This window comes from Psychrobacter sp. AH5 (assembly GCF_040371085.1).
Taxonomy (GTDB): Bacteria; Pseudomonadota; Gammaproteobacteria; order Pseudomonadales; family Moraxellaceae; genus Psychrobacter.
In genome coordinates, this window is the sequence record NZ_JAMBMT010000001.1 from 2,835,911 (window position 1) to 2,854,705 (window position 18,795).

Sequence of the window (18,795 nt, forward strand, 5' to 3'; positions counted from 1 at the left end):
CATACATTTCATTGCAGGTATCAACTATAACGATGCCTGCTTTTTTTATACAGTAATTGAGTGAGCTAAGTAAAGCTTACGTAAGTATTAGTCAAGAAAGATTATGACTCAATAATAAAAATAATAATTCATAAAAATAAATATAATCGAAAATGGAAATAAAGGATCAATAATTAAAATAACAATAAAAACAATAATTATAAAATAACTTGTTTTGAAGTTAGATCATCGAAAATAAATATCTACTGATAATAAGAGGTACCAATGAAAACTATCGCATTTTTATTACACAATAATTTTGAACAGGCAGAGTACGAAGAAGTCAAAAACAAGCTTGAAGATAAAGGGTATAAGACAGTCTTAATAACCACCAATGACGAAAAGCAAGTACAAGCTATGCAGCAAGATGTTAATAAAGGCGATACCTTCAATGCTGATATGTTTGCTAAAGAAGCTAATATTGAAGATTATGATGCGCTAGTACTACCCGGTGGTACAGTTAATGCCGATACCATTCGTGGTAATACCGATGCACATAAAATTATCAAAGCTGCCAATGACGCTGATAAGATATTAGCGGTTATTTGCCATGCACCTTGGGCACTTATCAATACTGGCATAGCTAAAGGAAAAACACTTACGGCTTATCACTCGCTGCAAACCGATTTAGAAAATGCAGGAGCTACTTATGTGGACAAGACAGTACAAGTTGATGGCAACCTAATTACTTCGCGTAACCCTGATGATATCGACAATTTTGTTGATGCCATTGACAAAGCACTATCTAATTAATAGATAAATGATTTATTAATTTTAAAAATAACAATTACTAAAACAAAAAGGAAAATACTATGACACAGCCTAATCCAAATGATACTAAGCTTGAGCAGCAACGTTCAGAATCGGCAGAAGCGGCTCTAAAAAGTCAAACTGAAGATAACCATACTGAAGATAGCGAGCAAGCTGCAGATCGTCTCGCTGGTAACTTAAAAGAAGCTAAAAAAGATAAGTAATGCTTGTCTAATAAGCAACATATTTAGCCGCTAAAGATAATATTCTTAATAAGGAGACCTTATGGATAAGTCTGCTAAAAAAATGGACAAAGAAGAAGAAAAGATTGAAGCACTAGCTAATGATATTAATCCGAGCGAAGATGTGACGCCTGATAGCTTAGCTGAGGCAACTACTGCTCCTTTAGACAATGATGCTTTAGGCGGAACTGTCAAAGATGAAGATCTAAATGATAAATAGCTATCTTTAAAAGCTAACTTTTAGAGATAAACTGTTCCAATTACGGCGAATAATTGCTGTTAGTTGGACAGTTTTTTGTTATACTAGCGCCAAGTTTTGCTAGGCGTTTACTTATGATTTTATGACTATAAGAATCGTGTACTGAACTAACAAACTGAGTTTATTAATCAATAGGACCTCTCTAGTAATGCAGGGTTGCCCTGAATGATTAATAAGCTATTTTATTTATCCTAATGTTTTATGGTTAAGCAACTTTATTGCCTAATTTATATTACTTTTAGCATTGCTGGAGAGAATTATGCTAACCAATACCGATCGCGAACAAATCATCGCTCAATACCAACGTGGCGAAAATGACACTGGTTCACCAGAAGTACAAGTTGCTCTATTGAGCGCTCGTATCAATGATTTACAAAACCATTTCAAAGAGCACAAAGGCGATCACCATAGCCGCCGCGGTCTAATCCGTATGGTTAATACTCGTCGTAAATTGCTTGATTACCTAAAAGGTAAAGATCTTGGTCGTTATTCTACTTTGATCAGCCAGTTAGGCCTACGTCGTTAATTTAGTTTATATCGATATGCTATATAGGCGTGATAAGCTAATAGTCAGGTAGTACAAAAACGGTGTGGAATAGTTTCACACCGTTTTTTTTATGGCTGCCGTTATAGGTTTTGCATTTAATTGGTCAAGGGCTAAAAATCCCTGTAAAATGACTCAGTGTTTTAAGTTTAAAAATGCTATGAAGGTTACGCGTCGTTGCTCTTAAATCCTATAAATATCGTAGTGTTATAGGGGTCATTAGCATTATAAAATTTGCATAGAAGCAAAAGTAATAAAGTCATTTTAGTAAGCGTACTAGCTTGCAAAGCAGTAACTTTAAGTAGGGTGGCAAACTATGATGATCATTGTCATCATCTAGTTAGAAGCCTCATACGCCAAATTATTTAGTTAACATCTTAATGAGCGATAATCGATAATTTTATAGCTACTTTTTTATAGATATATTTATAGTTATAGCGATTACTGGTGTCGTCATTTATTAAAAATTATTAGGAAAAACTTATATGTCAATGTTTAATACGATTACCCGCGAGTTCCAGTACGGCGATCAGCAAGTCGTCCTAGAGACCGGCCGAGTCGCTCGTCAAGCCAACTCAATCATGGTACACATGGGCGGCGTTTCTGTGCTAGTTGCCGCTGTTGTTAAGTCTGAGGCCAAAGAAGGTCAGAACTTCTTTCCATTAACGGTAAACTATCAAGAAAAAATGTACGCCGCTGGTAAGATTCCAGGCGCTTATGGCAAACGTGAAGGCCGTGCTAGTGAGTTTGAAACCTTAACGTCACGCCTAATTGACCGTCCTATTCGTCCGTTATTCCCAGAAGGCTATGTTAACGAGATTCAAATCACGGCAACCGTAGTCTCTTCAGACAAAACGCAACATGCTGATATCGCAGCGCTAATCGGTGCCTCAGCCGCGCTAGCTATCTCTGATGCGCCATTTAATGGTCCGGTGGCAGCGGCGCGTGTTGGTTTTATCAGTGGCGAATATGTCTTGAACCCAACTATTGAGCAGCTCAAAGACAGCGATCTTGATCTAGTAGTTGCCGGTACTAAATCTGCGGTATTGATGGTTGAATCAGAAGCCGCTGAGCTTTCAGAAGATCAGATGTTAGGTGCCGTTCTTTATGGTCATGAGCAACAACAAATCGTCATCGATAACATCGCCTCTCTTGCTGAGGAAGTCGGTACGGCTAAGCAGCAATTCGAAGCGCCAAAAGCAGACAAGTCGCTAGAAAAAGCTATGAAAGAGCAATTCGGCGCGCAAGTCGCTGATGCTTATACTATCACTGACAAGCAAGATCGTTATACTAAGCTTGATGAAATCAAAGACGCCGCTATCGAAGCATTAGCAGGTGATACAGAAGCTGAAGACTACCATAGTAAAGTCTCTGAGCTAAAAGACATCTACAACGAGCTTAAATACCGTACCGTGCGTGATAATATTTTATCAGGTAAACCGCGTATCGATGGCCGTGATCTTGAGACAGTACGCGCGCTAGACGTACAAGTTGGCGTACTACCGTACACTCATGGTTCAGCATTATTTACCCGCGGTGAGACCCAAGCTTTAGTCACTACCACTTTAGGTAATACTCGCGATGTTAATATGATTGACTCCTTAGCAGGTACGATTCGTGATCATTTCATGCTGCATTACAACTTCCCGCATTTCTCAGTTGGTGAGACCGGCCGTGAAGGCATTCCAAAACGCCGCGAGATCGGTCATGGTCGTCTTGCACGCCGTGGTGTACAAGCCATGCTGCCAGATAGCGAACGTTTCCCATATGTTATCCGTGTGGTCTCTGAGATCACAGAGTCAAACGGTTCATCGTCTATGGCCTCAGTTTGCGGTGCAAGTCTTGCATTGATGGATGCTGGTGTCCCGCTAAAAGCGCCAGTCGCTGGTATTGCCATGGGTCTAGTTAAAGAAGGCGAACGCTTTGCGGTACTATCAGACATCTTAGGTGATGAAGATCATCTTGGCGATATGGACTTTAAAGTCGCTGGTTCTAAAGACGGTATCACCGCGCTGCAAATGGATATCAAAATCGAAGGTATCACCCCTGACATCATGGAGCAAGCGCTCAAGCAAGCTCATGCGGGTCGTATTCATATCTTGGACGCAATGAATAAAGTATTGCCAGAGAGCCGTACTGAGATCAACGCTCATGCACCAAACTACGCGGTCATCGAGATCAATCCTGACAAAATCCGTGACGTGATCGGTAAAGGCGGCGCGATGATCCGTCAGCTAACCGAAGAGACTGGCGCAGTTATCGATATCGATGACGCGGGCACTATTCGTATCTTTGGTGAGAATAAAGCCGCGACTAAAGCGGCTATCGGCAGAATCGAAGCGCTAACCGCAGAAGTTGAAGTGGGCAAAACTTATGAAGGAACGGTTGCGCGTATCGTTGACTTTGGGGCGTTTGTAAACGTCTTGCCAAACACCGATGGCTTAGTGCATATCTCACAAATTGCAGAAGAGCGCGTCGAGAATGTCTCTGATTATCTATCTGAAGGTCAAACGGTCAATGTACTCGTACAAGATGTGGATAACCGTGGCCGTATTAAGCTAACTATGAAAGGTGTTGAGCAGGCGACCAATGCTGAATAAATCCTTGTAGTTCTCGTCGCTTAGTACAAACAAAAATACCGCTTTGAGCTGTTAATAGCACTCAAAGCGGTTTTTTTATGCAGCTATAAAACTAATAATTTAAGCCTATAAATAGTGTGTTGCAAAATGGGCGACAACTGCTACAGTAAAGAGAGTGGTAATCTAAAAGCTAATGACTATGCTCAAACCTTTGAGTTTTAGACGGGGAGTTTAAATACTTATGAATAAAGCTAAACAAGCCTCCATCCATATCCGCTGCGATCAAAAGTTAGCAGACGAATTCAAAAAAGCTGTAGAACAAAACGGCTATACAAAGTCATTAGTTATACGTGAGCTAATGCAAGAGTATATCGATAACTCTAAAAAGCATAACTCGCCGACTCAGCAAGCTACAGTGCGACCAGCGATACTAAAAAACGAGACAGATAAACCTTTAAGAGAGATGTCCTCTGATGATTTGTTAAAGTTGGCTATCAGAATGGCAGAAAAACATATCTAGCTCAAAAAAATTTGATTAGATAAAGCTTGCGATTTCAAGCTACGATTACTCTGAGCTAAAACTACTGTACTTCAAGCTAAGACGCCGCTTAGCGCTTAGAACCGCGAGATTTTGATGGACGCTTACCATTTGTAGTAGGTCTGCTTTTGCCTCCAGATTTCTTACCATCAGCAAAAGGACGTCTGTTTTTACCTTTAGAGTTTGCTGGTTTGCTAGTACCGTCTTTGGAGTGTTTAGCCTTTGCTTTCGCTGCATCCGTCGATTTTGCAGCATGGCCCGGGCGAGAGCTTTTTCTTGATCTATTATTAGATTTTTTCGCAGGCGCGCTGTCTTTTGAAGAAGAGTCCTCGATAGATTTTAGCAAAACTGATAACTCTTTTTGAGTCAAATCGCGCCAGTCGCCAACAGCAAGGCCTTTAAGATTGACATTCATAATCCGAGTACGCTCAAGCTTTACCACTTCATAGCCGAAGTGCTCACACATACGCCGAATTTGACGGTTTAAACCTTGTACTAAGGTAATAGTAAAGACAGTAGGCGCGACCTTAGTCACTGGGCATTTTTTGGTCATTTTACCCAAAATAGGTACGCCGCCGGCTAGACCTTCAATAAAACTATCGGTGATCGGTTTATTTACCGTTACCAAATACTCTTTTTCATGGTTATTGCCAGCACGTAATACTTTATTAACCAAATCGCCATTATTGGTCAAAAAAATCAGACCTTGAGAGTCTTTATCTAAACGGCCAATCGGAAAAATGCGTAAGCTGTGTCTAACAAAATCGACGATGTTATTTTTCTCTGCAGCTTCAGTAGTACTGACGATACCTACTGGCTTATTAAGGGCAATAAAAACAAAATCATCAGGCTCACGCGGCTCAATGAGCTGACCATTAACTTTTACGGTATCTCCAGCAACCACTTGCTCGCCGACTGTCGCACGTTTGCCATTGACGTAGACATTACCTTGTTCAATAAAGCGATCGGCGTCTCGTCTAGAGCAAATGCCGCTTTCGCTGATGTATTTATTTAGACGAGTTGAGGAGGCGTTAAACATAAAGCACCGTTTATTAAAAAAAGTACAAAGTAAAGGGGTTATCAATAGTAAAGTAGCTGATATTATATAGGAAATTCAACGCTTGTTTTGATGGAGATGGTAAAAGCTAGCAATTCATTGTTAAGCAAAATATAATTTTCTCCACGCTATTTTTTATTGAGTTAAAATCAATAGCACTTAATAACTCCATAAGAAGACGGTTATACCCTCCATGATGCAACAGATTTTAGATGATATTGCCGAGCAAATGGCTATCGAGACCAAGCGCGGAAAAGTGGCGGATTATATTCCACAGCTTGCTCACGTCGATCCTAGCCAGTTCGGTATCGCGGTCGCCACTCCTGATGGGCAAGTCTATGCCGCAGGAGACGCCAGTACACTATTTTCAATACAAAGCATCTCTAAAGTGTTCACTCTAACTATTGGCCTTAATAAATTGGGCAGCGAGCTTTGGACGCATGTAGGCCGTGAGCCATCAGGCGATCCGTTTAATTCTATTACTATACTTGAGTATGAAGCGGGTCGGCCGCGTAATCCCCTGATTAATGCTGGAGCGATTGCGGTAGTCGATGCGATTATGATGGGGCGTCAGCCAAAAACCGTAATGACTGAGATTCTGCAATTTGTACGCTCTGTGTCAGACGATGATTCGATCGGTTTTGATCACAAAGTTGCAGCGTCTGAGATGCAGCATAGAGATCGAAACGCGGCGCTAGCCCACTTTATGAAATCCTTTGGCAACCTAGAGCATGAAGTAGATGAGATATTAGATATCTACTTTCATCAGTGTTCAGTAGCGATGAGCTGTGAGCAGTTGGCTCGCGCGGGTCTGTTTTTGGTCTCTAACGGTATCAATCAAGCCACTGGGGTAAAGGTCATCAAACCGCAGCAGTCGCGGCGGATCAACTCTTTGATGATGATGTGCGGTCACTATGATGGCTCTGGTGAGTTTGCTTATCAGGTTGGCCTGCCTGGTAAAAGTGGGGTGGGCGGCGGTATTTTGACCATAGCGCCAGGCAAAGGCTCAATTGCAGTTTGGTCACCAGGGCTCAACCCAGTAGGAAACTCGAAACTAGGAACAAAAGCTTTGCAGCTACTAGTAGAAAAAACAGGCTGGTCCGTTTTTGCCAATTAAAACCTCAGCCAATAAAAAATCCACTACCAAACACCTATTTTAGACGCTCAGCAGTGGATCAATAGCTACGTAAACTAGCTCACTTTATATAAACTAAAATAATTACTCTCGGTCTAACTTATCAATCATACCCTGATACTTCTGTTTTTTAGCAGCGATCTCTTTGCGCTTCTCTTCCGCTGTAGCGACTAGATTTTTTGCTACTTCTAGGCTCTTGTCAAACGCTGCTAATTCCATATCAACCGCATCGATAAGGCGGCTTAGCATCATGGCAGTAGCCTTTTCAGATACCTCTTGAGTCATGCCACTAGCGTCAGACTTAAAGTCGTCTTTTAGCTTTGATGCCCACTGATAGATACCTGCCATAGTGATGCCAGATTTGTCCTCTTGCTCAGCGTTGTCCTTTTTACTAGCTTTATCTTTTTTATCGGACTTAGTTTGTTTATCTGATTTTTTATTGTCTGACTTTTCTTTGTCTGATTTGTCTTCTTCATTGCCTTCATCTGACTTGTCTTTTTTGGTCGACTTCTGCTCTTGATCAGTGTCTTTATCACTGCTAGATTGGTCGTGGTGCTTCTCTTTAGCGGCCTTATCCTCGTCTGATTTGCTCTGCTGATCGGAGCTCTCTTTAGTAGAGCTGTCTTTTGTCGCTTCTTCATAATCGTGCTTATCGTTGTACTCTTCAAAGTCGCCGTCTTCAAATACTACGGTATCGTCCTTGACGACTTCTACGCCAGTTACGGCTTTATTATCAGAAGATTTATTTTCATTTTTTGTATTATTGTTTGACATAATTTATTTTCCTTGACTAAGTTGTAACTATTTCATTGGTAAATAATAAATAGTTTTAATAGTAAATATTTATAATGACTATATTAAGATGAAGTACACTTAAACAAGATACTAAACTAAGACTATTCCTCAATCAATATGTGGATATAAATCTACTGTCGAACCTCTACAGAAAAAAACATGATGGGGTGCAAATGCTTAAACGGTAACAATTGCGTTGCATATTGCCGTTTAATCTATGGTGTTGATAGATGATCTAAAATCATATTGCTACCCTAAAGGACTATTACTCCAAAAACTAAATGGCCACACTTTTGGGCAAGTGGATATCAACACGCAGTTTAGGCAGCGGTTGCAAATGACTGCTAATTAGCGGTAAGACTATTGATTGCCAATCTAAAACAATAAGGTTAGGGGTGTTGACTAGAGCAGTCGCTTGCTTATCATTAGTCAAATCAGCTTTATTATCTATACTATTAGCTGAAGGAGCAGATAAAGTAGCCGGGTTTTCAAAGAGTAGCGGACGGGCTAACAAAGCAACTTTGCGCACGCCTTGATAGCGAATCAAAGGCAGTAGCTGCTGCTGTAAATCAGCAAGAGCAGCATTTAGCCAGCGGCTACGAGTGGGGTGATAAGGATGATTAGATACTACTAAATTAACCCCACTCTCAACTTCGAAAGTGATTGAAAAAAGAAGAGCACCTCACTAATCTATTGTTTTCGACCAAGAATACAATGGAGTTGTGAGATGTCCATAGACGAATTTATCATCAATATCTATTTAATGGTAGAGCAATATTACAAAATAGTCGTCACCAAACCCTTGCGAAGTGCAGGTTACGCGCCAAAGCTAAGTGATCCTGAGGTTATTTGCATGGAGATGGTCGGTGAATTTTTACACCTAGATCAAGACAAACAAATTTGGCAATACTTTACCCAGCATTGGCAAGACTGGTTTCCAGCCATCGGCTCATACCCTAACTTCGCAAAGCACTGCGCCAATCTGTGGCAAGTCAAACAGCAGATACAAGATAACGTCAGTCAAATTGAAGGCCGTGACAACATTCATTTTATGGATGGCTTTCCGATACCCGTCTGTCATTATGGACGCGCTTATCGGCATAAGAATTATCAAGACTTAGCAGCTTTTAGCTACTGTGCCGCTAAGCAAGAGAGGTACTATGGCTTTGAAGGCCATTTGCTTGTTAACTTATCGGGCATGATTAAAGGCTTTACCTTTGCTCCTGCCAATGTTGATGAAAGAGCGGTTGCCCCAGAAATCACCACTCATATTCATGGGCTACTTGGCGCTGATAAAGGGTATATCAGCCCGAGTCTGACATCGTACTACGACGCTCAAGGAGTAGATTTACAAACGCCACTCAGAGCTAATATGAAAGAAGATAGACCCAAACCTGTGGTAAGGCGGCTAATGAAAGCCCGCCGTATCGTTGAAACAGTCATTGGTCAGTTATCAGAACGATTTAATATACAAAAGGTACGAGCAAGAGATTTATGGCATTTGTCTCATCGATTGATTCGTAAAATCCTGTCACACAATCTGTGCTTTGTACTCAACAAAAAACTTGGTAATCCGCCTCTTCAGTTTGATTTGCTTATTTCAAGTTGAGAGTGGGGTAAATTAGCAATATAGTCGGGCTGATTACCGTTATGAGATGCGCTAAGACCTGCTTGCTCGCGTTGGCGCTTGTGTAACAGACAGCTGCCGGCCATTAGGCTGCCGTCACGACAGGCTCGATGATAACGCTGGTAGTTATCAGCATAAAGGCTCTTGCAGCGCATCAATACTGGATCTAAAAGCATACCCGCGCTATTGACTGGCAAAATAAGCACTTGCGCGTTACTGTTCAAAATAGGCGTATGGGTTTGCTGAATAGTAGCCATCATGATTTTCCATTGCTGCAAGACTTAGGCGCTAAAAAGTATTATAGTGATTTAGACTCTGCAATTATAATCTCAGATCTACCACTGATAGCTACTACATCGCTTGTGGTTCAATAAAACATAGATTGCTTTAGCGTTATTGAGCCACTTGCTTGGCTTCTAGTTCGGCAATTTGCTGCTCAAGCAAGTCGATTTGTTCCGCTTTCATCTGAGTCAAGCTCTTAGTCATCGCTAGCTGTTCTACTACCCTCTCTTCTTGTTCTTTTAAGCGCTGACGCTCATCTTCTAAGCGGTCAATCTCCTCTTTAGCTAAGCTATTAGTCTCAGGTAATGGAGCGTTAAGAATAGTTTTAGGACTAGGTGTTTTGAGCGCTTGCGTAGTATCGACTGGAGCTACCGTGCTAGCTTCATCAGCGTCCTCAGTCTCATTACGGTTAACAGTACCATCATTAACGGCACTATTATCAATGGCACTGTCAGCATCAGTTTTTAAAGATCTTGTCTCAGACGTAGTTACTTGATCTGCTAACACTGGCGAGTGAGTGACAGGCGTGACAATGGTGTCGGAGGAGAGCTGCGATGAAATAAGATAACCAAGGATAAAAATAGGTAACACTAATACAAGCACCAACCACTTTCGGTAAGGTGATTGATTAGCGTTATGTTTTTTAAGACTTTTTTTACGGTTATTTGCGTTCAAAGAGGTCATACGAGTGCCAGTGGTTGCTAAATGCAAAGTAGCTATACTATAGCAAACTACCCCTAAAAAGCCTATCGATTGATAGGCTTAGGGTAATAAGAGATAACCCCAATGACAGAAGACTCTAAGGCTTAAACTTGACGGTACCACTAGTGCCCGTAGTCACAATATCGCGAGCTAGCTGATCTTCAAGGTTGTTTTTGGCACTAATCTCATCAGCATCAGGACGGCGCTCACTATGATCGCACTGAGTACATTCGATATATTCATCCGCTTCTGGCGTAAATATATTGACTTGTACTACCGCGTCTAATGCCTGACATTTAGGACAGCGCACTCCGGCTAAGAATCGACGTTTGGGACGCTCAGATTGATAACGCATTAGCTAGCCTCGTTTTTTATCTGGGTATTAGCGGCCTGTGGATTGTTTAAATTCTCAAAGCCACTATGACGAAGTAGGGCGTCAATACTGGCGCTACGACCACGGAAGTTCTCAAAATTAATCTTGGCAGGCAAACTACCGCCTACAGATAGTATGGTATCGCGAAACGCCTTACCGGTAACAGGATTAAACAGTCCTTCTTCTTCAAATTTACTAAAGGCATCGGCGGATAACAACTCAGCCCATTTGTATGAATAATAACCAGCGGCATAACCTCCAGCGAAGATATGACTAAAGCCGTTGGCAAAGCGGTTATAGTCGGGCGTGTCCATAATAGCGACATCATTACGAACCGCATCTAAAGTAGCCAAAATACCTTGATAATCAGGAGCTGGCGTCTGCGCATGGATCAGCAAATCGAATAGGGCAAACTCAACTTGTCGTAAGGTCTGCATACCACTTTGGAAGTTTTTTGCGGCAAGTAAAGCGTTAAGTTTGTCTTGCGGCAAAGGCTCGCCGGTTTCGACATGACTACTGATAAGCGCGATACCTTCGCTATCCCACGCCCAGTTTTCCATAAACTGGCTAGGTAATTCAACAGCATCCCACTCAACGCCATTGACCCCCGCCACATCACCAACGCTTACTTGCGTTAACAGATGATGCAGACCATGACCAAACTCATGGAATAAGGTTAGTACTTCATCATGAGTGAGTAGGCTAGGCTTGCCTGCGAGCGCTGGGGTAAAGTTACCAACCATAAAGCATACTGGCAGCTGTTTATAGTTTAATTTTTCATGACTATAGCGAGCTTGAAAGCCGCTCATCCATGCGCCGCCACGCTTACCACTGCGAGCAAATAAATCAAAATAAAAGCCGCCAATCAAGCTGTCATCGCTATCAAATAAGTGATAGAAATGCACATCATTGTGCCAAAGCGTGACAGTGTCTTCGTTAGCCTCAGCGCTCTGATTCTGCGCTACTACTTTTATGCCATAAAGGCGCTCAACAATAGCAAATAAGCCATCAACGACCTTAGGCAAAGGGAAATAAGGGCGTATCTCTTCTTGCGACAGACTAAACTTGCTTTGCTTAACCTTTTCAGCGATATAAGCGCTATCCCAAGGCTGTAAATCAGTTATACCACAATCGTTAGCGCACTCTTGTAACTGCGCTAAATCTTGCTTGGCTGCAGGAGTCGCCTGTACCGCTAAATTACGTAAAAAAGCTTCGACCTCAGCCACGCTGTCGGCCATTTTGGTAGAGAGGGACACCTCAGCATAATTATTAAAGCCTAACAGCTGCGCTTTTTGTTGGCGTAGTTTTAGAATCTGGCTCATGATATCGGCATTGTTCAGCGACTCACCTTTCGCATTGGTATGACTATCAAACTCTGAAGCACGAGTCACATAAGCCTTATAAACAGTCTCACGCAGCTTGCGATCATCCGCGTGAGTCATGACAGCCAGATAAACTGGAATATTGAGCGTTGCCACGTAGTAAGGTGTCGGTAGCGCCTCAACCTCAGTCTGTGTAAGCGTGTCTTGCTCTAATGCGCGAGCTTTATACTGCTCGCCGGCATCCGCTAATAAGCCAAGACCACTTTGGGTTAAACCTGCTAATTGCTCTTCTTTAAGAGGCAGCGCATAAGCTTGAGTGGCATCCAAAATATTATCAGAAAAAGTCGCCGATAGCGTCGAGAGCTTACTTTGAATAGTAGCAAACTGCTGTTGTTTTTCTTCAGATAAAGCCACTCCTGAGAGCTCAAAGCGCTGTAGCGACAGCTCAATTGCGCGTGCTCGCGCAGGCTCAAGCTTAGTAAAAAAGCTTTGATCATTAACGATAGCTTGATAGCGATTGAACAGCGGCTGGTGCTGACCGACACGGGTGCCATAAGCTGAGAGCATAGGCAGCAGCTCATGATGGACTTGACGAATCTCATCATTACTCATGACACTATTAAGATGCGAGAGCACACCCCAACTACGATCGAGTGCCAAATTAAGATGATCAAAAGCCATAATATCTGCTAAAGCTTGAGTGGCATCCAAATCATTAGTTTTAGAGTCCGGCGTAGCAGAGCTATCAGCAGCGCTCAGTTGATCCAAAAACAGATTAGCTTGTTCGATAGCCGCTGTCACTTCTGCTTGCAAGCTCTCAGGCACTGCGGCAGCAAAATCAACGAGGCGTAAATGTTCGGCAAGAGCAGTCATAATAATATCCAATATTTAGTATGAAAAATTGTATAAAAACTTGTTATAAAAATCGTTGCCTAAAAGATGGGTATGTTCTGCTCAGATTACAAGCTATGAGCCAGCAGACCTAAGTTTGCTAACCAAAATAATGTCATCTTAGCAGTAATGCTTACAAAGCCTTATCATTTGCTTGCAAAGCAACCATATAGCTTATAGAGTGGAATTGTTAGCATCATAGTTGTCCCATCAATCACTCTATACCAATAATTGGGATAGTAGACTACTTCTAAATAGAGCTAATTAAAAATAGCTATTAAATTAAAAGAAGATGAGGCTAATGTCTTTAACCAGATAGAAATAAAATTTTTGGAGTAAAAAGGATTAATCTTCTATCTTTATTTAGGCAATACTCACGATTAGAAGTTTAATGATAATAAAATAAGGAGCATAATTTATGAAAGCGACGCTTAAGAGTTTACGCGAAACCAAAGCCAATCCAGCGGTAAGTATCTTTGTCAAAACCCACCGCGAGCATCCTGCTAATGAGCAAGATCCTATTGCTTTAAAAAACCAGCTTAAAGTCGCCGAAGATCGTCTTATCAAAGAGTATGATAAGCATACGGCTACCACTATCTTAGACCAAATCCATGCAAAAACTAAAGAGCTAAATCATAATTATAATCTAGACACTTTAGCCATTTTTGCTAGTACAGATGACGTACAACTTTTACGTATGCCTATTGATACTACCGAGCGTGTGGTCATCTCAGACAGTTTCGCTACTCGCGACCTAGTGCGTGATATGGCCAGTGCGGTACATTTCTATACCGTCGTATTAACTCGTGACATGGCGCGCTTGATCGAAGCTTCTAACGACCGTGTGGTAGTAGAATTTGATAAGGACGATGACAAACAAAACAACATGGAAAACATCGCTTTTCCAATAGATAATAATGGCTTATATACCACTGGTGATGGCGGCTCTGATCGCTCAGCGAATAACGAGAGTAGTCATTTAAAAGAGTTCTTTAACCAAGTGGATAAGAGCGTACAAGAGCTATGGGGCGAGCATAAGCTGCCACTAGTCATCGTTGGTGATGCCAAAAATATTGGTTATTATAAAGAAGTGTGCGACCGTCCAGACAATATTATAGCTACTGTCTCTAACGTCACCAATTTAGATGACGGTAGTGCTCAGCATATTATCGATAGCGTTCAAGAAGCAGTAGAGGACTATCGGACATCGCTTCACAAAGAAGCAATGGCTGAGATTGATAAAGCTCGCGGCGCGGGTATGTTACGTACCGACTTGCAAGAAGTTTACCGTGGTGCTTTTCAAGGAGCAGGCGAGACTTTATATGTGCGCCGCTGGTACATTCAGCCAGCCAAAATTGACGAAAAAGCGCAGTCTTTAACAGTAGTAGAGGACGCTACTGGCGAAGGAGTGACTGATGATGCTATTGGCGTTATCATTGAGCATGTCATGCATAATGGCGGCGAGGTTATCTTCTTACCAGAAGAGATTATGGGTAAAGATCAACCTATTGCTTTAGTGACTCGCTACTAAATCGATGCCAATAAAGCTCTGAATAGTTATCAGCTACTTTAGTGGTAATTATGACTATTCGATGAGTTAAAACGAGCTTAAAAGGAGCATTGATTCGCTACGGATCAGTGCTCTTTTTTTGAAAAGCTTGATGAGTTTTATAGTTAAGATATTGGATAACTAAAACAATTAATTTTATATCGATAAGGCGCTTAATAATGTTTAATTCAAACAATGACTTTGGCTATAAAATAAAGAGTCTGCAAGCGGCAACTTCTATGCTGCTGCGAGCAGGCCGCGGTAATATGGGTACACCAACGCCACTGCAGCCTAAAAAATCATTGATCCTCTATGAGCATGAAGCGTGCCCTTATTCGCGCCGAGTACGTGAGGCGATGACGCAGCTGAATTTGGACTTTGAAAGCCGTCCTAGCCCGCATAAAGGTCATGTGTACCGTGATGAATTAAAGCAGCTGGCTGGCAAAGCGCAGGTACCTTTTTTGATTGATGAAAATACGGGTGATCAGATTCTGGACTCACAAGCGATCATCGATTATCTTTTTGCCCATTATTCCAAAAAAGGCTCAACACCAAGCAAGTTTCAAAAAGAAAGCGATGGAGATAATGCTTCGATTAGTAATAAACTAGCTAGTGTGGCCTCAATGATGCGTGGCGTCAAAGCCGATCATCCCAAGATGAATGAGGCGCGTGGTAAGCCTGAGCAGCCTTTGCATCTTTATGGTTTTGAGGCCAGTCCTTTTTGCCGCTTAGTACGTGAAAGGTTGAGCGAGCTTGAAGTCGGTTATGTCAATCACAGCGTAGCGCGCGAACAAATCCAAGACATTGGCGGTTTTGGTTTTCGCCTCAATATTGGTGATTATCAGCCTATCAAAGGTGGTAAACGTGAGCGCCTAATGAAGGGGGTTATGAGCGAAAAATTACAATTTCCGTTTTTGCTTGATCCTAATACCGATACGCAGCTTTATGAATCCAAAGACATCATTGCTTATCTAAATCAGACTTATGGCTAATTTGCTTAAGCTCATTTATCACAACTAAGCGAATGTCCTAACATTATATCGCCCTTTTAACAGAGCAAGAATACCAACTCTATGACCACAGAATCTTTTATCCTGACCAGCTATAACATTCACAAAGGCATGTCGCCCTTAAATCGACAAGTGAAAATGCAAGGTATCGCCCAAGCATTGGACGCTATCGGCTCTGATGTGCTGTGCTTGCAAGAAGTGCAAGGTCAAAACCTAAAGCGTAATATGCAATATAACGAGTACCCGGATCAATCACAGCATGAGTGGTTCGGTGAGTATTTGCAACTACAAAACAGCTATGGCAAAAATTCAGAGTACGAAAACGGCCATCATGGTAATGCGGTGCTAAGCCGTTTTCCCTTGGATCCCAAACACAATGTCAATATCACTGTTAATAAGCTGGAGCAGCGTGGAGTACTACATTGTGAAGTCCAGCCTATCGGTTGGGAGACGCCAGTGGTTATCTTATGCGCTCATCTTAATCTTTTTGAGCGTGATCGGATCAAACAGTACGAAGCCATCAGCAACTATATGCGTAATGAGATCGCTGATGATCAACCGCTTATCTTGGCCGGCGACTTCAATGACTGGAAGCGAATGTCTTGTGATAAATTAGCCTCTGATCTAGGAATGGTAGAAGCCTTTCGCCGCTGTCACGGTAAACTGTCGCCGACTTTTCCGGCAAAAATGCCAGTGCTGAGCCTAGATAGAATTTATGTCCGTAATCTCAAAGTCAAAGAGGCTTGGGTGCATACGGGCAAACCATGGTCAACTTTGTCTGATCATCTGCCTATTAGTGCTAGGTTTAGTTTGCCCTAAAGCTTTATCTGCCTAATAACTATTAAAAATAAAGCAGCAGCCATTTATTATGTATGAAAACAATTAATATAAATGAAAACGACAAGGAAGAAACAGATGTCTAATCAACCATTAGCCACTAGTCAAAACGCCGTCATTATCCATGAATTTGGCGCGCCTGAGCTTATGCATTACCAAAGCGGAGTAGCAATTCCTGAGCTAAAGGCCGAACAAGTCTTGATTAAAGTCGCTTATGCCGGTATCAATCCGGTCGACTATAAGACTCGTCAAGGTAAAGGTTGGGGCGCTGATGCTATTCGTAAAGACAAATTTGATAAGGGTGAGCCTGCTATCTTAGGGTTTGATGTCGCAGGAGAGGTGATCAAGACTGATAGTGCTGATTTTAGTGTAGGCGATAAGGTTGCGGCTCTTAGCTTCGATGGTGACTGCTATGCCCAGCACGTCGCTGTCGATGCCAAACTACTGGCCAAAGTACCTAGTAATGTCAGCTTAGAGCAAGCGGGAGCATCGCCGTGTGTGGGGCAGACGGCGCTACAGTTTGTACAGTTTGCTGATATAAAATCCGGCGAGCATGTAGTGATGAACGCACCCGCAGGCGGCGTAGGTCAGCTGGTCATTCAATTACTAATGGACAAAGTAGCGCAGGATAATGTCAAAGTCACAGTGATTTGTTCGCCAGATAAATATGCCAAGCTTGAGCAGCTCATAGACAAAGACAAGCTGAGTGGCTGGATTGACTACACTAAAGATGAGAGGTTCCCGGACTTGCAAGCCGATGTGTTACTAGATTTAGTCGGTGATGACGCTGGAGTAAAGGCGCTGAGTACTCTCAAAGCCGATGGCCGAGTCTATGTACTGCCCTCAATTTGGGTAGATAAGCTCAAAGCCGCTGGTAGTGACAAATTGACTATTGAAGGCTATGCCGTCAAGCCTAATGGTGAGGATATGGCGCAAGTATTGGAGCAAATCGCTGAGGGTAAACTTAAGCTACATATTCAAAAAAGCTATCCATTATCTGAGGTAGTTGCTGCTCATACCGAGCTACAAAAAGGCGATACTTTCGGTAAAATTGTCTTAGAAGTCTGAATTTAAACCCTTATCATCAAGCTTATTTACCGTATTGTAAAAGGCCAGATAAAGATAATCTTTATCTGGTTTTTTGTCTCAGGCTTATAATCTGCTTACCAAAGCTCTACCTGCTCTCAAGTTTCCTTACAAATAATCTTTTGGTAGGCTGTTATAGTTTTATAGGTAGCAAGAAGATAGCTCATTTACTTTAGAATCGTTACCTTATCGCAAAATAGCGGCGTCACAATTTCCAAAACAGCTGGCAATAGGAACATGTTGCTATCGGCGTAACGGTTTTATTTATAAGATATTGGAGATATAAATATGGATATTAACAACGACACTAGCAAGAACTCAGTAGACAATGAAACTTATGCAGCTCAAGTGCGTAAAGAGATTGAAGACTGGAAAAATCCGAATAGCAATTTGCTGAATAAAACTTTAGCGGTACTCACGGCCCCGATAGAAAAAGCTGGCGAGGCCTTAATGAATGCGCCGCAGTTTGGCGATACGCTAAAACAAGCTACCCAAAAAACGATAATCACTTTGAGCGATGCCGCTAATTGGAGCTTAGATACTCAAGACGTTATTGAAGCTTATCAAAATGATGAGGTTACTAAGTCATCAGTAAAAAAATTAGCAGATATCGAGCAGCTCCCTATCGCTATCGTTGATGAACAGGTTAAATTACTCAAAAGCAAATATGTAGCACTAACCAGCGCGCAAGGGGTCACTACTGGCATAGCGGGCTGGGCTGGTATTCCTGCTGATGTTGTCGGACTAATTACTGCCAATCTACGCGCTATTAGTGAGTATGCTAGTTACTATGGTTTTGATATGAGTACAGAGGGCGAGCAACTTTTTGCCCTGTCGTTACTGGGTATAGCGACCTCCACTTCAAGCGATGAGCGTCAAGCGGCAATAGCAGAGACGTTTGCGCTAATTAAGGATCCTGAGACTATGACCTTTAATCAAATCAATGAAGAGCTGATGTCTCGCGTATTAAGGCAGACCGCTACCAAAGTCGCTAGCAATTTAGTCAAGACCAAAGCGGCACAAATTATTCCAGCGGTAGGGGCAGTAGTTGCTGGCGGCGTCAATGCTAACTATACCTCAAGCGTATGCGAGGCGGCTTATCAGTGTTATCGTCAGCGCTTTTTAGATCGTCAAAATAGCTGAATCGACTGAGATAAATTACTAATAAGGTTGTCAGA

At 42.1% G+C, this 18,795-nt stretch carries 20 protein-coding genes; 13 read left to right on the forward strand and 7 right to left on the reverse strand.

The genetic code is table 11. The features are described 5' to 3' along the window. The first annotated feature begins 264 nt into the window (after positions 1-264). From M0N77_RS12080 to M0N77_RS12105, 6 genes are all read left to right on the forward strand, one after another. Complete coding sequence (locus tag M0N77_RS12080) at positions 265-792, forward strand: type 1 glutamine amidotransferase domain-containing protein (protein ID WP_353105418.1); 528 nt, start codon at positions 265-267, stop codon at positions 790-792. A gap of 59 nt (positions 793-851) precedes the next feature. After that, on the forward strand, positions 852-1,013 hold the full coding sequence (locus M0N77_RS12085; protein WP_353105419.1) for a hypothetical protein: 162 nt from the start codon (positions 852-854) through the stop codon (positions 1,011-1,013). Between the two features lie 61 nt (positions 1,014-1,074). Further along, positions 1,075-1,251 carry a hypothetical protein gene (locus M0N77_RS12090; protein ID WP_353105420.1) on the forward strand — a complete coding sequence of 59 codons (177 nt, stop codon included), beginning with the start codon at positions 1,075-1,077 and terminating at the stop codon, positions 1,249-1,251. Between the two features lie 298 nt (positions 1,252-1,549). Continuing rightward, positions 1,550-1,816 (forward strand): 30S ribosomal protein S15, encoded by a 267-nt coding sequence (gene rpsO / locus M0N77_RS12095; RefSeq protein ID WP_371834205.1) that lies wholly within the window; start codon positions 1,550-1,552, stop codon positions 1,814-1,816. Positions 1,817-2,319: 503 nt separating this feature from the next. Then, entirely contained in the window at positions 2,320-4,434 is a 2,115-nt protein-coding gene (pnp, locus tag M0N77_RS12100; RefSeq protein WP_353105421.1) for a polyribonucleotide nucleotidyltransferase, read from the forward strand. Between the two features lie 220 nt (positions 4,435-4,654). Next, complete coding sequence (locus M0N77_RS12105; protein WP_353105422.1) at positions 4,655-4,933, forward strand: hypothetical protein; 279 nt, start codon at positions 4,655-4,657, stop codon at positions 4,931-4,933. An 88-nt stretch (positions 4,934-5,021) separates the two neighbouring features. Here the strand turns inward: M0N77_RS12105 and rluF are convergent, their stop codons facing one another. Next, positions 5,022-5,990, reverse strand: a complete 969-nt coding sequence (rluF, locus tag M0N77_RS12110; RefSeq protein WP_353105423.1) for a 23S rRNA pseudouridine(2604) synthase RluF — start codon at positions 5,988-5,990, stop codon at positions 5,022-5,024. A 211-nt stretch (positions 5,991-6,201) separates the two neighbouring features. Between rluF and M0N77_RS12115 the strand changes: the two genes are divergently transcribed. After that, positions 6,202-7,125, forward strand: coding sequence for a glutaminase (locus M0N77_RS12115; protein ID WP_353105424.1), 924 nt, complete (start codon positions 6,202-6,204; stop codon positions 7,123-7,125). Between the two features lie 102 nt (positions 7,126-7,227). Here M0N77_RS12115 and M0N77_RS12120 read toward each other — a convergent pair whose 3' ends face one another. Next, a complete protein-coding gene (locus M0N77_RS12120) occupies positions 7,228-7,917 on the reverse strand; it encodes a hypothetical protein (protein ID WP_353105425.1) in 690 nt (229 codons plus the stop codon). A 298-nt stretch (positions 7,918-8,215) separates the two neighbouring features. Continuing rightward, positions 8,216-8,485: a hypothetical protein gene (locus M0N77_RS12125; RefSeq protein ID WP_353105426.1), complete on the reverse strand. Its 270-nt coding sequence runs from the start codon at positions 8,483-8,485 to the stop codon at positions 8,216-8,218. A gap of 180 nt (positions 8,486-8,665) precedes the next feature. Between M0N77_RS12125 and M0N77_RS12130 the strand changes: the two genes are divergently transcribed. Continuing rightward, entirely contained in the window at positions 8,666-9,547 is an 882-nt protein-coding gene (locus M0N77_RS12130) for an IS982 family transposase (RefSeq protein WP_353103404.1), read from the forward strand. Here M0N77_RS12130 and M0N77_RS12135 read toward each other — a convergent pair. The 4 genes from M0N77_RS12135 to M0N77_RS12150 all read right to left on the reverse strand — a co-directional run bounded on the left by M0N77_RS12135 (position 9,520) and on the right by M0N77_RS12150 (position 13,117). Next, positions 9,520-9,825 (reverse strand): hypothetical protein, encoded by a 306-nt coding sequence (locus tag M0N77_RS12135; protein ID WP_353105427.1) that lies wholly within the window; start codon positions 9,823-9,825, stop codon positions 9,520-9,522. The genes M0N77_RS12130 and M0N77_RS12135 overlap by 28 nt on opposite strands. Before the next feature lie 133 nt (positions 9,826-9,958). Next, positions 9,959-10,531 carry a hypothetical protein gene (locus tag M0N77_RS12140; protein WP_353105428.1) on the reverse strand — a complete coding sequence of 191 codons (573 nt, stop codon included), beginning with the start codon at positions 10,529-10,531 and terminating at the stop codon, positions 9,959-9,961. 115 nt (positions 10,532-10,646) lie between these two features. Then, positions 10,647-10,904, reverse strand: coding sequence for a YheV family putative metal-binding protein (locus tag M0N77_RS12145; protein ID WP_353105429.1), 258 nt, complete (start codon positions 10,902-10,904; stop codon positions 10,647-10,649). Continuing rightward, positions 10,904-13,117, reverse strand: coding sequence for a M3 family metallopeptidase (locus tag M0N77_RS12150; RefSeq protein WP_353105430.1), 2,214 nt, complete (start codon positions 13,115-13,117; stop codon positions 10,904-10,906). The genes M0N77_RS12145 and M0N77_RS12150 overlap by 1 nt, the downstream gene beginning before the upstream one ends. Positions 13,118-13,553: 436 nt before the next feature. Between M0N77_RS12150 and M0N77_RS12155 the strand changes: the two genes are divergently transcribed. The 5 genes from M0N77_RS12155 (at position 13,554) to M0N77_RS12175 (ending at position 18,760) form a co-directional block, all read left to right on the forward strand. Beyond that, a complete protein-coding gene (locus M0N77_RS12155) occupies positions 13,554-14,666 on the forward strand; it encodes a hypothetical protein (protein WP_353105431.1) in 1,113 nt (370 codons plus the stop codon). Positions 14,667-14,863: 197 nt separating this feature from the next. Beyond that, complete coding sequence (locus M0N77_RS12160; RefSeq protein WP_353105432.1) at positions 14,864-15,676, forward strand: glutathione S-transferase N-terminal domain-containing protein; 813 nt, start codon at positions 14,864-14,866, stop codon at positions 15,674-15,676. Positions 15,677-15,757: 81 nt separating this feature from the next. Next, on the forward strand, positions 15,758-16,513 hold the full coding sequence (locus M0N77_RS12165) for an endonuclease/exonuclease/phosphatase family protein (protein WP_353105433.1): 756 nt from the start codon (positions 15,758-15,760) through the stop codon (positions 16,511-16,513). A gap of 96 nt (positions 16,514-16,609) precedes the next feature. Continuing rightward, positions 16,610-17,599, forward strand: coding sequence for an NADP-dependent oxidoreductase (locus M0N77_RS12170; RefSeq protein ID WP_353105434.1), 990 nt, complete (start codon positions 16,610-16,612; stop codon positions 17,597-17,599). A 306-nt stretch (positions 17,600-17,905) separates the two neighbouring features. After that, positions 17,906-18,760: an EcsC family protein gene (locus M0N77_RS12175; protein ID WP_353105435.1), complete on the forward strand. Its 855-nt coding sequence runs from the start codon at positions 17,906-17,908 to the stop codon at positions 18,758-18,760. Positions 18,761-18,795: the final 35 nt, after the last annotated feature.

Excerpts from the sequence above, each read along its gene's own strand:
- M0N77_RS12080 (WP_353105418.1), top strand. The coding sequence starts at position 265 with ATGAAAACTATCGCATTTTTATTACACAATAATTTTGAACAGGCAGAG.
- M0N77_RS12085 (WP_353105419.1), top strand. The coding sequence starts at position 852 with ATGACACAGCCTAATCCAAATGATACTAAGCTTGAGCAGCAACGTTCA.
- M0N77_RS12090 (WP_353105420.1), top strand. The coding sequence starts at position 1,075 with ATGGATAAGTCTGCTAAAAAAATGGACAAAGAAGAAGAAAAGATTGAA.
- rpsO (WP_371834205.1), top strand. The coding sequence starts at position 1,550 with ATGCTAACCAATACCGATCGCGAACAAATCATCGCTCAATACCAACGT.
- pnp (WP_353105421.1), top strand. The coding sequence starts at position 2,320 with ATGTCAATGTTTAATACGATTACCCGCGAGTTCCAGTACGGCGATCAG.
- M0N77_RS12105 (WP_353105422.1), top strand. The coding sequence starts at position 4,655 with ATGAATAAAGCTAAACAAGCCTCCATCCATATCCGCTGCGATCAAAAG.
- rluF (WP_353105423.1), bottom strand. The coding sequence starts at position 5,990 with ATGTTTAACGCCTCCTCAACTCGTCTAAATAAATACATCAGCGAAAGC.
- M0N77_RS12115 (WP_353105424.1), top strand. The coding sequence starts at position 6,202 with ATGATGCAACAGATTTTAGATGATATTGCCGAGCAAATGGCTATCGAG.
- M0N77_RS12120 (WP_353105425.1), bottom strand. The coding sequence starts at position 7,917 with ATGTCAAACAATAATACAAAAAATGAAAATAAATCTTCTGATAATAAA.
- M0N77_RS12130 (WP_353103404.1), top strand. The coding sequence starts at position 8,666 with ATGTCCATAGACGAATTTATCATCAATATCTATTTAATGGTAGAGCAA.
- M0N77_RS12135 (WP_353105427.1), bottom strand. The coding sequence starts at position 9,825 with ATGATGGCTACTATTCAGCAAACCCATACGCCTATTTTGAACAGTAAC.
- M0N77_RS12140 (WP_353105428.1), bottom strand. The coding sequence starts at position 10,531 with ATGACCTCTTTGAACGCAAATAACCGTAAAAAAAGTCTTAAAAAACAT.
- M0N77_RS12145 (WP_353105429.1), bottom strand. The coding sequence starts at position 10,904 with ATGCGTTATCAATCTGAGCGTCCCAAACGTCGATTCTTAGCCGGAGTG.
- M0N77_RS12150 (WP_353105430.1), bottom strand. The coding sequence starts at position 13,117 with ATGACTGCTCTTGCCGAACATTTACGCCTCGTTGATTTTGCTGCCGCA.
- M0N77_RS12155 (WP_353105431.1), top strand. The coding sequence starts at position 13,554 with ATGAAAGCGACGCTTAAGAGTTTACGCGAAACCAAAGCCAATCCAGCG.
- M0N77_RS12160 (WP_353105432.1), top strand. The coding sequence starts at position 14,864 with ATGTTTAATTCAAACAATGACTTTGGCTATAAAATAAAGAGTCTGCAA.
- M0N77_RS12165 (WP_353105433.1), top strand. The coding sequence starts at position 15,758 with ATGACCACAGAATCTTTTATCCTGACCAGCTATAACATTCACAAAGGC.
- M0N77_RS12170 (WP_353105434.1), top strand. The coding sequence starts at position 16,610 with ATGTCTAATCAACCATTAGCCACTAGTCAAAACGCCGTCATTATCCAT.
- M0N77_RS12175 (WP_353105435.1), top strand. The coding sequence starts at position 17,906 with ATGGATATTAACAACGACACTAGCAAGAACTCAGTAGACAATGAAACT.